Annotated in this window: 8 protein-coding genes; 5 read left to right on the top strand and 3 right to left on the bottom strand. The window is 65.0% G+C overall.

All coding sequences use genetic code 11. From position 1 onward, the window contains the following. Window positions 1-184 precede the first annotated feature (184 nt). Together J4O76_RS08545 and J4O76_RS08540 are read right to left on the bottom strand one after the other, a co-directional pair. The gene (locus J4O76_RS08545; RefSeq protein WP_120299855.1) at window positions 185-439 is read right to left on the bottom strand and encodes a DUF6356 family protein; all 255 of its coding nucleotides are present in this window, start codon (window positions 437-439) and stop codon (window positions 185-187) included. 24 nt (window positions 440-463) lie between these two features. Continuing rightward, window positions 464-1,858 carry a UDP-N-acetylmuramate--L-alanine ligase gene (locus tag J4O76_RS08540; protein ID WP_426281317.1) on the bottom strand — a complete coding sequence of 465 codons (1,395 nt, stop codon included), beginning with the start codon at window positions 1,856-1,858 and terminating at the stop codon, window positions 464-466. A gap of 52 nt (window positions 1,859-1,910) precedes the next feature. Here J4O76_RS08540 and J4O76_RS08535 point away from each other — a divergent pair, with 52 nt between their 5' ends. The 4 genes from J4O76_RS08535 (at window position 1,911) to J4O76_RS08520 (ending at window position 8,890) form a co-directional block, all read left to right on the top strand. After that, window positions 1,911-2,726 carry an LD-carboxypeptidase gene (locus tag J4O76_RS08535; protein ID WP_426281316.1) on the top strand — a complete coding sequence of 272 codons (816 nt, stop codon included), beginning with the start codon at window positions 1,911-1,913 and terminating at the stop codon, window positions 2,724-2,726. 75 nt (window positions 2,727-2,801) lie between these two features. Continuing rightward, the gene (thrS, locus tag J4O76_RS08530) at window positions 2,802-4,793 is read left to right on the top strand and encodes a threonine--tRNA ligase (protein WP_426281315.1); all 1,992 of its coding nucleotides are present in this window, start codon (window positions 2,802-2,804) and stop codon (window positions 4,791-4,793) included. A gap of 100 nt (window positions 4,794-4,893) precedes the next feature. After that, window positions 4,894-5,424, top strand: coding sequence for a translation initiation factor IF-3 (gene infC / locus J4O76_RS08525; protein WP_031396176.1), 531 nt, complete (start codon window positions 4,894-4,896; stop codon window positions 5,422-5,424). Between the two features lie 553 nt (window positions 5,425-5,977). After that, a complete protein-coding gene (locus tag J4O76_RS08520; RefSeq protein WP_426281314.1) occupies window positions 5,978-8,890 on the top strand; it encodes a TonB-dependent receptor in 2,913 nt (970 codons plus the stop codon). 164 nt (window positions 8,891-9,054) lie between these two features. Here the strand turns inward: J4O76_RS08520 and J4O76_RS08515 are convergent, their stop codons facing one another. After that, a complete protein-coding gene (locus J4O76_RS08515; protein ID WP_426281312.1) occupies window positions 9,055-11,802 on the bottom strand; it encodes a [protein-PII] uridylyltransferase in 2,748 nt (915 codons plus the stop codon). Between the two features lie 91 nt (window positions 11,803-11,893). Here J4O76_RS08515 and J4O76_RS08510 point away from each other — a divergent pair, with 91 nt between their 5' ends. After that, window positions 11,894-13,183: a homoserine dehydrogenase gene (locus J4O76_RS08510; protein WP_426281310.1), complete on the top strand. Its 1,290-nt coding sequence runs from the start codon at window positions 11,894-11,896 to the stop codon at window positions 13,181-13,183. Window positions 13,184-13,359 lie beyond the last annotated feature (176 nt).

The raw sequence follows: 13,359 nt of genomic DNA, 5'->3' as shown, positions 1-13,359 counted from the left end.
AATCAGCAAAGGAAACTTGTCATTTCATAACGAGCGAGTCAATGTCGCTTTACACAAGCTTGCCTAATCGTCGGTAGGGGAGCGCCGAGATGGCGCAGGGCACGCGCCCTCAACCCGGCCGCGAACGCGTCCTGGGCGTGACTTTATCCTAACCTTTGGAAGCCGGCGGGCTTCATAAAGATCGTCAGATGATGAATTCGACCGTCTTCATCTGCGTCTGATCGGCTGCGACCGCGCCGCGCTTCAGCACCATCTGGCGGTGCAGCTCGGCGACCGTCTCGCTCCCGCGAGTCTTGCACAGCGCCGGTACGAACGCATGCACAAGCGCACCGAGGCCGCCCTTTATCATCGTCATGCCGAAGCGTCCGGCGACACCGAAATGTTCGACATAGCTCTCCCCGACGGTGGCGGGGTGGTCGAGGAACAGGCGGCGGAACATGGGCGGTCTCCTGCTTGCTCCGTATCAGGTGGCGAGCGCGCCGACCATCCCCGCCGCCAGCACGCTCAGCGTGTCGTCGCGCGCGCCCATCACCACGATCCGGTCGCCCGGCCGTGCCTCGGCGACCAGTGCTGCGGCCGCGTCGGCGCGGTCGGCGATGTGCCGAGCATCGCGACCACCCTCGACGATCTGCCCGACGATGTCCGCGCTGGTCACCTCCCGCGCGACCGTCCCGCCGTAATAGGCCGGGTCCGGCAGGACGAGCACGTCGTCCTCCGCCATCCGCTCGACGAACGTAGCGACCAACTCGGGCCCCATGACCTTCAACGGCCCATAGCCATGCGGCTGGAAGAACAGCAGCAGTCGCCCAGGGAACGCGTGGAGCGTGTCGAGCGTCGCCGCGATCTTGTCCGGGTTGTGCCCGAAGTCATCGATCACCGCGACCCCTCCGGCCTCTCCCACGAGGTCGAAGCGACGACGCAAACCGGTGAACCCAGCAATCGCCTTCACCGCATCGCTCAACGGCACGTCCGCCGCCATCGCCGCCCCGATCGCCGCGAGCGCATTCGACACGTTATGCCGCCCAGGCACGGCGAGCTTCACCGGCGTCCGCACGCCGCGCGAGACAACGTCGAAGCGGGTAGCAAACGGCTCCGGCTTCAGATTCTCGGCACGCAGATCGGCCGACGCATCAATCGCAAACGTCGTCACCTGACCGCGCGGCAGCCGCGACGCGAGCGCCGACGCATCGGGATCGTTCGCGTTCACCACGGCCGTCTCGGCCTTCGCGATGAAGTCCCCGAACAGCAGGCGCAGTTCCTCCAGCGACTTGTGGTCGAGACTGACGTTGTTCAGCACCGCGATCTTCGGCGCATACCCGGCGATCGACCCGTCGCTCTCGTCGACCTCGCTGACGAACGCCTCGCCTTCGCCGACCAGCGCACTCGCGAACGGGGCGTCAGGCGTGGCGAAGTTCTTCATCACCGCCCCGTTCATCACCGTCGGATCGCGCCCTGCGGCGTGCAGGATCCAGCCGATCATGCCGGTGACGGTCGACTTGCCGCTCGTCCCCGCCACCCCGATCGGCAAGCGGCTGTCGTTGAACAGCGACGCCAGCATTGCAGCGCGGGTCGAGCGGGTGCAGCCGAGCGCATCCGCCGCGATCATGTCCGGCACGGTCGCCTCGATCGCCGCCGAGGCGATGACGAGCTGGTCGGCCGAGACGATCCCGCTGCCGTCCTGCGGGAACAGTGCGACGCCCTTGGCGGCGAGGTCGTCGAACTTCGCCGGCACGCGGCCTTGGTCGAGGTTGCGATCCGAACCCGCGACGGTCGCGCCGCGGCCCGCGAGGATCATCGCGAGCGGCATCATGCCGCTGCCGCCGATGCCGACGAAGAAACAGGGTTTGCTGATATCCATCGGCCCGCGATATGGGCGGTTTGGTAACGGGGCAAGGTCGGGAACACGAACAATGCGCATCGGTGTCCTCGCCGCGTCGAGCCGGACCAATCCCGCGGCGATCGCCAAGATCACCGCCTACGCGGCCACTGCGTTCCCGGAGGTCGAACTCGTCTTCCACCCGCAATGCCTAGAGACCGATGGTCACTTCGCCGGCTCCGACTTTCGGCGGGCGGCGGCGTTTCTCGGATACGCCAACGATCCGGCGTTCGATGCGATCTGGTTCCTGCGCGGCGGCTATGGCTCGAACCGCATCCTGGCGATGGTCATGCCCGAACTCGGCCGCGCCGCTCGTCACAAGACCTATCTCGGCTATTCGGACGTAGGCTTCCTGCTCGGCGCACTCTACGCCCGGCGGATCGGCCGGCCTGTCCACGGGCCAATGGTCAGTGACATCAACCGCCACGACGGTGAAGCGACGGTCGCGCGATCGCTCGGCTGGATGGTGCGAGGTGATCGGGCGGGGCTGGAGCCGGGACTGAACGCGCACCCGTCGGCGGCGTTCAACCTCAGCATCCTCACCTCGCTGATCGGCACGCCGTGGCTGCCCGACCTTACCGACCACGTCCTGATCGTCGAGGAGGTGTCCGAACCAATGTACGCGATCGACCGCATGCTCTTCAAAGTCGCCAACGCCACGCAGTTGAAGGGTATCGCCGGCCTGCGCCTCGGCGCCGTGACGGCGGTGCAGGAGAACGATCCGCCCTGGGGCGAGACGCTCGATTACATGATGGTGCGGTGGAGCCGCGACATGGGCGTGCCGTATCTCGGTCGCGCGGAGGTCGGCCACACGCAGGCAAACCACGTCGTCCCTTTTGGGGTAGCGTGACGTTCGACGCCGGCTTGCCTATATAGGGTGCGCGACTGCATAAGCCGCGCCTCTTCCAACACCAGAAAGTCCTCCATGTCCGCCATGTTCCGAATCACGCTGCCCGACGGTTCCGTCCGCGAGGTTGCGCCCGGGACTACCCCCGCGGATGTCGCCGCCGCGATCGGGCCGGGCCTCGCGAAGGCCGCGCTCGCCGCGCGGATCGACGGGCAGGTGCGCGATCTCAACCGGCCGTTCGAGGGCGACACCGCACTCGCGCTGGTGACCGCGCGCGACGAGGCCGAAGCGCTCGAACTCGTCCGCCACGATCTCGCGCACGTCATGGCCGAAGCGGTGCAGCACCTGTTCCCCGGCACTCAGATCACTTTCGGCCCAGCCACCGACGATGGCTTCTATTACGACTTCGCGCCGAAGGACCGCCCGTTCACCGAGGAGGACCTCCCGGCGATCGAAGCCGAGATGCGCGCGATCATCGCCCGGAACGAGCCGTTCCTGCGCGAGGTCTGGTCGCGCCAGCAACTGATCGACCGCTGGACGCAGCAGGGTGAGAGCTTCAAGGCCGAATGGGCCGCCGAACTCCCCGAGGGCGAGGAACTGACGATCTACCGCCAGGGCGAGTGGCTCGACATGTGCCGCGGCCCGCACATGGCGTCGACCGGGAAGCTCGACCCGGCCGCGTTCAAGCTGACGCGCGTGTCGGGCGCGTATTGGCGCGGCGACCAGAAGAACGCGATGCTGTCACGCATCTACGGCACCGGCTGGCTCAACAAGAAGCAGCTCGACCAGCATCTCTTCCGCCTCGAGGAAGCCGCCAAGCGCGATCACCGCAAGATCGGCGCGGAGATGGACCTGTTCCACCTCCAGTCCGAGGCGCAGGGGTCGGTGTTCTGGCACCCCAACGGCTTCGTGCTCTGGCGCCAGCTGGAGGCGTATATGCGCCGTCGCCTCGACGCTGCCGACTATGCCGAGGTCAAGACCCCGCAGCTGATGGACGCCAAGCAGTGGGAGCAGTCGGGCCACTGGGGCAAGTACCGCGAGAACATGTTCGTCGTCCCCGACGAGATCCCGAACGGCGAGGATGAGGGCGCAGTCCTGTCCGGCAAGGGAGAGCTGATGGCACTCAAGCCGATGAACTGCCCCGCGCACGTGCTGATCTTCAAGCAGGGGATCAAGTCGTATCGCGACCTGCCGATCCGGATGGCCGAGTTCGGCTGCTGCCACCGCAACGAGCCGCACGGCGCACTTCACGGCATCATGCGCGTCCGCCAGTTCACGCAAGACGACGCGCACATCTTCGTCCGCGAGGATCAGCTGGTCGAAGAAGTACGCAAGTTCTGCGAGCTGCTCAACAGCGTCTACAAGGACCTGGGCTTCGAAGACTATGCGGTGAAGCTCGCGCTGCGCCCCGAGAAGCGGTTCGGCGACGACGCGATGTGGGACAAGGCCGAGGCGGAATTGCGCGAGGCGGTGATGCAGTCCGGCCTGAGCGATACGATCAAGGCGAACTTCGAGGAACTGCCGGGTGAGGGCGCCTTCTATGCCCCGAAGCTCGAATTCCATTTGACCGACGCGATCGGCCGGACGTGGCAGGTCGGCACGATCCAGTCGGACCGCGTGCTGCCCGAACGACTCGACGCATCTTATGTCGGCGCGGACGGCGAGCGGCATCGCCCGGTGATGCTCCACCGCGCGATCCTCGGTACGTTCGAGCGTTTCATCGGCATCCTGATCGAGCATCATGCCGGCCGCTTCCCGCTCTGGCTCGCGCCGGTGCAGGCGGTCGTGGCAACGATCGTGTCGGATGCCGACGACTATGCACTTGAGGTTGCGGCTAAGCTGAAGGCGGCGGGCATTCGCGTCGAAACGGACCTGCGCAACGAGAAGATCAACTACAAGGTGCGCGAGCATTCGCTGGCGAAGGTGCCGAACCTGCTGGTCGTCGGCAAGCGCGAGGCCGAGGAGGGCAAGGTCGCGCTGCGTACGCTCGGCAGCCAGGCGCAGACCATCCTGACGCTCGACGAAGCGATCGCGCGTCTTGCGGACGAGGCACGCGCACCCGATATGTGATCCAACGGGGCTGGCTTTCCGTGCATGCGTTTCTGCGCTATAAGCCGGCCCAAATACTTTGTCAGAAACTTCAGGAGCAAACCCCATACGTCCTCCCACGATGCGCCGGCCGATGCAGACGCCCGCAATGAACGGCCCGCGATTCAACGAATTCATCCAGAGCCAGAAGGTCCGCGTGATCGATCACGAGGGCGAGAATCTGGGCGTGATGTACACGCGCGAAGCGATCGAGCAGGCGGCCGAGCATGGCCTCGACCTGGTCGAAGTGTCGCCTAACGCCGATCCGCCCGTCGCCAAGTTCCTCGATGTCGGCAAGTTCAAGTACGAGGCGCAGAAGAAGGCGAACCTCGCACGCAAGTCGCAGAAGACGCAGGAGATCAAGGAGATCAAGATGCGTCCGAACATCGACGACCATGACTACGACACGAAGATGAAGAAGGTGAACGACTTCATTGGCGAAGGCGACAAGGTCAAGATCACGCTGCGCTTCCGCGGCCGTGAACTCAGCCATGGCCAGCTCGGCATGAACCTGTTGAAGCGCGTTCAGGACGACGTTGCGGAGATCGCCAAGATCGAGGCGTATCCCCGCATGGAAGGCCGCCAGATGCTGATGGTGCTCGCACCGAAGTAACGGCTGAGCAGCCTCAGGCTGCTATTTTGTGAGATTGAAGGCTGGTCGGTCCCGAGGGATCGGCCGGCCTCTTTTTTGTATGGCATGTTTGTGACGCGCCCTCACGCATTCAAGTCCGCCGTCTCTTACGATCCAGCAGCTTGGTGACGGCAACGACATGGGTATCGGCGGAGTGGCTAGAGGCTTGGAGCAGGCCATCTCGACAGGGCCTGCTCTCCAAATTTGCGAATGCAGAATGGCGGCGGATGGGGTCATCGCGGCGACTTCTCCCACCCCGGCCGGCCATCGCCGTGGAAATGATCTCGCCCGCGTTGCCGGCGAGACGCGACCGACATCGAAATCACTAGAGCCATCTTTGGGCTCTCCCTTCCTGAAACAGTTGCGATTTGAAACTAGGGTTTGGTGCCTGTCACTATGTGGCGGTTTGGAGACACAATGTTCAAAAATAGACTTCCGTATGCGGAAATCACTAGACGTGAACGGTGGAATATCTCTACCTAACGGCCAAACCATAAGTTCGAAAACATTCGAACACGTCAGGGAGAGAATGCCGATGCGTATGACCGCATATCTGTTGTCCGCCGTCGCGACTGCGGCCATCGTCACGCCGGCATTCGCGCAACAGGCGACGTCCACCGTCGAAGCGCAGGCATCGCCCTCGCAGGGTACCGCCAACGCATCGGTTGCCGGCCAGACCAACGCTGCAACGGACGCCGACACCACGCGGGCGGCGAGCGCCAACGCCGGGATTCAGGGTAACGCCAGCGACATCGTCATCACTGCGACGCGCCGTTCCGAGCGTCTGTCGAACGTGCCAATCGCGGTTTCGGCGGTCGGTCAGGAAGCGCTGCAGAATTCGGGCGGCAGCGACATTCGCTCGCTCAACCAGCTTGCGCCGTCGTTGCTGATCTCGTCGACCGGTAACGAATCGAACGCGTCCGCGCGTATTCGCGGAATCGGTACGGTCGGCGACAATCCCGGCCTCGAAAGCTCGGTCGCGGTCTTCATCGACGGTGTCTATCGCAGCCGCACCGGCGTCGGTCTTAACGAACTGGGCGAGATCGACCGGGTTGAAGTTCTTCGCGGACCGCAGGGCACATTGTTCGGTCGCAACGCCTCCGCGGGCCTGATTAACATCATCACACGGTCGCCGGAGTTCGACTGGCATGGCAACGCCGAGGCGACTTACGGCAATTACGACCAGAAGCGGATTGCGGGCGGCATCACCGGCCCGTTGATCGCCGACACGCTCGCCTTCCGGGTCGACGGCGTCTACGTGAATCGCAACGGCTTCTACAAGAACGTCGCCGCAGCCAACGGCAGCGAGAGCCGCGTCAACGACCGCGATCGGTATTTCGTCCGCGGCCAGTTGCTGTTCAAGCCGACCGATACCCTGAGCTTCCGCCTGATCGGCGACTATTCGCACCGCAAGGAAAGCTGCTGCGGCGCGGTATATTACAACCAGGTCGAGACGATCGATCCCACCCCGACCGCAGCCGGCGTCGCGCCGTTCTTCGCCACGGTTAACACCGATGGCGCGGTCGCGAACAACACGACGAACCGCATCGTCGACATCCTGCGTCGCCAGGGTGCGGTGTTCCCGCTGGCCGGCAACACGCCTGATCCGTTCAGCCGAGACGTCGCGATCACGCCCGGCCAGACCTTCCGGAATACGACCAAGGATTACGGCGGCTCGCTGCAGGCCGACTGGGATCTCGGTGGCGCGACGTTGACGTCGATCACTGCGTATCGCCAGTACAAGTCGGGCAACGCGGGCGATGTCGATTATACCAACATCGATCTCACGCACCGCGCGGCGGACGGCAATGCCTACCGCCAGTTCAAGACCTTCACGCAGGAAGCGCGCCTCCAAGGTTCGCTGTTCAACGACAAGCTCGACTGGCTGGTCGGCGGCTTCTACTCGAACGAGAAGCTTAAGCTGGTCGATAACGTCGTCTTCGGCGCGCAATACGGGCAGTTTGCTGCCTGCCGCCTCGTCGCAACGGTCAGCCCGAATGCCGTGCTGCAGAACCAGAACAACCCAGGTTGCATGAGCGCGGCCGGACGCGCGACGATCGCCGGCGCCTTTGGCCCAGCTGGCGGCCTGATCACGTCGGCGCTCGACCGCCTGACCGGTGGGGTCGGTCTCGGTGGCGGGGTCAACAACGTTGGCGACTCCGGCTCGATCTACCGCCAGAAGAGCGAGAACTACGCGTTCTTCACACACAACATCCTGCATCTGACCGACACGTTGTCGCTGACCGGCGGTCTTCGCTACACGCACGAAACGAAGAAGTTCAACGCGAAGTTCAACAACAACAACACGGTCTGCCCGATCCAGCAGGCGGCTCTCGCTCCCCTCACGCAGTCGCAGAGCGGCGCCACGGCGTTCGCGCAGGGCATCGTGACGTTGACCTGCACCGGCAACTCCAGCCCGGCGTTGAACGCGCTCAGCCTCAACGACAGCTTCGGCGACGGCGAGTTCACCGGCACGGCGGTCCTGTCGTGGAAGCCGTTCACCAAGCTGCTGACCTACGCGTCGTTCGCCAAGGGTTACAAGGCGGGCGGCTACAACCTCGACCGTTCGGATCTCGGCGGGGTAAACGGCGTGCTGACGCCGCGGACCAATGCCGACGCACCGGGCCTGCGCTTCAACGCCGAGAAGGTGAACAATTACGAGCTCGGGGCGAAGTTCAACACGCGCGGCTTCACGTTCAACGTCGCCGCGTTCCGCGAGGAGTTCACCGACTTCCAGCTCAACACCTTCAACGGCTCGATCTTCGTCGTGCAGAACATCGAAGCGTGCAAGGACAGCCTGGGCGGCCTCGATAGCGACAACGGGTTCAATCCGGTCACCGGTGCGCAGACGGGAGGGTGCCCGACCAACCGTTCGAAGAAGCCGGGCGTGATCTCGCAGGGCGTCGAGCTGGAAGCGACGATGTCGCCGATCAAGCAGGTCACGTTCACGGCCGGCTATACCTATGCTGATACCCATTTCCGCAAGAACCTGATCGGCAGCTCGACGACCGGCGAGCCGCTTGACCGCGCACTCTTCCTGCTGCCGGGCAGCCAGTTGTCGAACGCCCCCAAGAACGTCGTCACGACGTCGTTCGCCTGGACGCCGGATCTCGGCTCGAACGGCATGTCGGGGCTGATCTATGTCGATAGCCGCCTGTCGTCGGACTATAATACCGGTTCCGATCTAGCGCCGGAGAAGAAGCAGGACGGCTTCGCCGTCGTGAATGCCCGCGTTGGCCTGCGCGGCAAGGACCAGGCTTGGGCGCTTGAGTTCTGGGCACAGAATGTGTTCAACAAGAACTACATCCAGGTCGCGTTCAACACGCCGTTCCAGGGTGCCGGGTCTTCGGCCAACGTCGCAGCCTATGGTGGCACCGGCAACGCGCTCTACTCGGCATTCCTCGCCGAGCCACGCACCTACGGCCTGACGCTGCGCTCGCGCTTCTGATCGGGTGACTGAATGAAAAGCCGGCCCGCAGTTCGCTGCGGGTCGGCTTTTTTGCTCGTGCTACCTGAAAACCCCGGTTCTCCTGCGAACGCAGGGGCCCAGGATTACAGGCGCTACGCTCTGTTACCCTGGGCTCCTGTCCTCGCGGGAGAACCGGAAGCGCGCTAAGCGGCCAGATCGATCTCTTCGCCTGCCGCCGCCGCCAGCAGGCGCCGCTCCAGCGTCCTTAACCGCGCGGGCTGGGTGATCCGATCGCCGGTCAGGTCGGTGACGTAGAAGGTATCCACGGCCCGCTCGCCATAGGTCGCGACGTGCGCGGAGTGGATCGTCACCTTCGACTGGAACAGCGCGTTGGCGAGTTGATTCAGCAGCGCCGGCCGATCGCGCGCGTTGACCTCGACCACCGTGAACCGGTTCGACGCCTTGTTGTCGACCAGCGCATTCGGCACGATGTCGAAGGCCTCTGCGCGAGTGCGCGGCAGCGGTTTCGCGACGAGGCGGTCGGCAAGCTTGCCGCGGTTAGCGAGCGCGTCCTCGATTGCGGTCTTCAGGCGCGAAAGCTGCCCGGACTCGTCGAACGGCCGCCCGAACGGATCCTGCACAAGGAAGTTGTCCACGGCCATCCCGTCGCGCGTGGTATGAATGCGCGCGTCGATGATGTTGCCGCCGGCGACGTGGATCGCGCCCGCGATGCGGTAGAACAACCCGGGATGATCGGCGGCATAGATCGTCACCAAGGTCGCCCCGCGCCCGGGATAGACATGTGCGTCGATCGCGAGCTGCGCGTCGCCCGTGGTCGCCAGGAAGCGGGCGTTGTGCGCCAGCACGTCTTCGGGTTCGGCAATCCAATAGGCTTCGGGGAGCCGGTGAACGAGCGTCCCGAACGACTCCTCGCTCCAGCCTAGCGCGTCCCGCAGATGCTGCTGCTTGGCCGCGATCCGCTCGGCACGACCCTTTTGCTTGTGACCCAACCGTAGGACTTCCTCAGCCGATTCGTAGAGATCGCCGAGCAACTGGCGTTTCCAGCCGTTCCACACGCCCGGCCCGACGGCGCGGATATCGACGATCGTCAGCGTGAGCAGCAGGCGGAGGCGCTCCGGGCTCTGCACCACGTCGCAGAAATCGAGGATCGTTTTGAAGTCGCTGAGGTCGCGCTTGAACGCGGTGGCCGACATCAGCAGGTGCCAGCGCACGAGCCAGGCGACGGTTTCGGTCTCGGCAGGCGTCAGGCCGAAGCGTGGGCACAGACGCTGCGCTACCTCCGCGCCGAGGATCGAATGATCGCCGCCGCGGCCCTTGGCGATGTCGTGAAGCAGCACCGCAACGTACAGCGCGCGTCGCGACACGATCTGTTCGAAGATCGCACTGGCGAGCGGATGGTCCTCCTTCAGCGTGCCGTTCTCGATCCGCGCGAGCAGGCCGATCGCGCGGATGGTGTGCTCGTCGACGGTGTAGTGGTGGTACATGTCGAACTGCATCTGCGCGACGACGCGCGCGAAATCGGGCACGAACCGGCCGAATACGCCCGCCTCGTTCATCCAGCGCAGCACGAGTTCGGGATCGCGAGGCGAGGTCAGAACGTCTAGGAACAGCGCGTTCGCCGTCGGGCTGTTGCGGACGTCGTCGACCAGCTTCGCATCCCGCGCCGCGGCGCGCATCGCGAGCGGGTGGATCTCTACGCCGTGCTTGTCGGCGAGCTGGAAGATCTCGATCAGGCGTTCGGGGTCGGCCCGGAAGAAGTCGTCACTTGGCAGTGCCAGCCGCCCGCGATCGAGTACGAAGCCGTTGAGTTTCCGCGGACTACGGCGGATCGTCGGCAATCCGAAGCGCCGGCCCCGCGCGGCGAACTTCTCGTCGAGATGCGCGAGGAAGACGCCGCTGAGCGTGCCGACGGTCTTTGCCTGCAGGAAATAGAACTGCATGAAGCGCTCGACCTTCGACTTGCCGGGTCGGTCGGAGAACCGCATCCGGTCGGCGATCTCGCGTTGCAGGTCGAACGTCAGCCTATCTTCGGCGCGGCCGGTGATGCTGTGGAGGTGGCAGCGCACCGCCTGGAAGAAATTGTCGGCGCGGTGGAACAGCCGGTATTCGGCCTTGGTGAACAGCCCGACCTCGACCAGTTCGGCGGCGCGCTGGACGTCGTAGATGTATTTGCCGATCCAGAACAACGCGTGGAGATCGCGCAGGCCGCCCTTGCCCTCCTTGACGTTGGGTTCGACGACGTAGCGCGTGTCGCCCATCTTGCGGTGGCGTGCGTCGCGTTCGGCGAGCTTGTCGGCGATGAAGGTGCGCGCGGTGTCGGCTTGGACCTCGGTCTTGAAGCGGTGCGACGCCTGCTCGTACAGTTCGGTGTCGCCGCAGACGTAGCGCGCCTCGAGCAGCGCGGTGCGGACGGTGACGTCGCTCTTGGCCTGGCGGACCATCTCGTCGAGCGAGCGGCTGGACTGGCCGAGCTTCAGCCCGAGATCCCAAAGCGCGTACAGCATCGACTCGATCACGCGCTCGGCCCAGGGCGTCTGCTTGCCGGGGGTCAGGAAGCCGATGTCGACATCCGAATGCGGCGCCATTTCCGCGCGGCCGTAACCGCCGACCGCGATGAGCGTGAGGCGTTCGCCCGAGGTGGGATTGGGCAGGGGGTAGAGCCGCTGTGTCGTGAAATCGAACAGGATGCGGAGCAGCGCGTCGATCAGGTACGCCTGTGCACTCGATGCTTCCAACCCGCGCGATGGGTGTTCGACGAGGCGACGTTCGACCTCGACCCGACCTTTCTCCAGCGCCGCCTTCAACAGCATGGTCGCGTCGCGGCGGAGCGCTGTCGGGTCGACGCCCTCCAACGCGGCGATGGTTTCGGCGACGGCGCGGCGATCGATGATCGTGCGACGGTTGGGGAGGTGATCGAAGCGGCCGGACATGACGCTCAGATAGGGGCGCCGGAGGCGTGCGTCATCAGGATTGCGCAAAACGTCCGCGAAACGTAACCGGACGCGCGAGTGGAGGACGAAAATGAGCGAACCATTGCGCGTGGCCCTTGCGGGCCTGGGGACCGTTGGCGGCGGGGTTATCCGATTGCTGGATGCGAACCGCGAGTTGATTGCGCGGCGGGCCGGGCGCGAGATCGAGATCGTCGCGGTTTCGGCACGTGATCGGGGCAAGGATCGCGGCGTCGATCTGTCGCGGTTCGCGTGGGTCGACGATACGACCGCGCTGGCGAAACAGCCGGGGGCGGATGTCGTGGTCGAGCTGATCGGGGGATCCGACGGACCGGCGCTGACGCTCGCGCGAAGCACGCTGGGGGCGGGGCGGAGTTTCGTCACCGCGAACAAGGCGATGATCGCGCATCACGGGCTGGAACTCGCGCAGGCAGCCGAAGGGGCAGGCGTCGCGCTGAAATTCGAGGCGGCGGTCGCGGGCGGCATTCCGGTCATCAAGGGGCTGCGGGAAGGTGCTGCGGCGAACGAGATCGCCCGCGTTTACGGAATCCTCAACGGTACCTGCAATTTCATCCTGTCGAAGATGGAATCCGAATGGCGCGATTTCGCCGAGGTGCTGGCAGAAGCGCAGGCGTTGGGGTTCGCGGAATCCGATCCGAGTTTCGACATCGACGGCGTCGATGCGGCGCACAAGCTATCGATCCTGGCGGCGGTCGCATTCGGGACGCAGCCGGCGTTCGACGATGTCGCGATCAGCGGTATCCGGCATCTGCTGGGTGCGGACATCGCCGAGGCGGCGGCTTTGGGGTATCGCGTGCGACTGCTCGGGCTGGCGGAGGCGGGGGCCGACGGGCTGTTCCAGCGCGTCCATCCGCATCTGGTGCCGATCGATCACCCGTTGGCGCACGTCACCGGCTCGCTCAACGCGGTCGTGGCGGAAGGCAATTTCGTCGGTCGCCTGTTGTTCCAGGGTGCGGGTGCGGGCGATGGTCCGACCGCGAGCGCGGTAGTGGCCGACCTGATCGATATCGCGCGCGGCGAGTTCGGCCCGCCGTTCGCGATGCCGGTGGTGTCGCTTACGGCAGCGCCCAAGGCCGACAGTGGCCAGCGGCGGGGCCGCGCGTATCTGCGGTTCACCGTCGCGGACCGGGTCGGCGTGCTGGCGGAGATCGCAGCGGCGATGCGCGATGCGGGTGTGTCGATCGAGAGCCTGATCCAGCGTGGAGCGATCGCGGACGGCAGCGTGCTGGTGGCGATCGTGACGCATGAGAGCCCTGAGCGGTCGATTGCGCAGGCGTTGGAGAAACTGCGGGGGTCGCAGAGCCTCGTGGGGCAGCCGATGTGGATGCACATTCTGGATTGAGGCGAGTGCGACCGGTAATGACTGCCACACCCGTCTAAAGGCTACCACCCCGGCGGAGGCCGGGGCCCAGTTGGAAAGGTCGCAGTAAGGACGCGCACGCCTCGTTAGCGCCGTCTCCCAACTGGGCCCCGGCCTTCGCCGGGGTGGAGGACAGCGAGGCAACCACCTCCCTGTTC

This window comes from Sphingomonas sp. NFX23, from assembly GCF_049887795.1.
Classification (GTDB): Bacteria; Pseudomonadota; Alphaproteobacteria; order Sphingomonadales; family Sphingomonadaceae; genus Sphingomonas.
Note: the sequence above shows the minus strand (reverse complement) of the source record. Positions and strands in the feature narration are given on the sequence as shown.

Excerpts from the sequence above, each read along its gene's own strand:
- J4O76_RS08545 (WP_120299855.1), bottom strand. The coding sequence starts at position 439 with ATGTTCCGCCGCCTGTTCCTCGACCACCCCGCCACCGTCGGGGAGAGC.
- J4O76_RS08540 (WP_426281317.1), bottom strand. The coding sequence starts at position 1,858 with ATGGATATCAGCAAACCCTGTTTCTTCGTCGGCATCGGCGGCAGCGGC.
- J4O76_RS08535 (WP_426281316.1), top strand. The coding sequence starts at position 1,911 with ATGCGCATCGGTGTCCTCGCCGCGTCGAGCCGGACCAATCCCGCGGCG.
- thrS (WP_426281315.1), top strand. The coding sequence starts at position 2,802 with ATGTCCGCCATGTTCCGAATCACGCTGCCCGACGGTTCCGTCCGCGAG.
- infC (WP_031396176.1), top strand. The coding sequence starts at position 4,894 with ATGCGCCGGCCGATGCAGACGCCCGCAATGAACGGCCCGCGATTCAAC.
- J4O76_RS08520 (WP_426281314.1), top strand. The coding sequence starts at position 5,978 with ATGCGTATGACCGCATATCTGTTGTCCGCCGTCGCGACTGCGGCCATC.
- J4O76_RS08515 (WP_426281312.1), bottom strand. The coding sequence starts at position 11,802 with ATGTCCGGCCGCTTCGATCACCTCCCCAACCGTCGCACGATCATCGAT.
- J4O76_RS08510 (WP_426281310.1), top strand. The coding sequence starts at position 11,894 with ATGAGCGAACCATTGCGCGTGGCCCTTGCGGGCCTGGGGACCGTTGGC.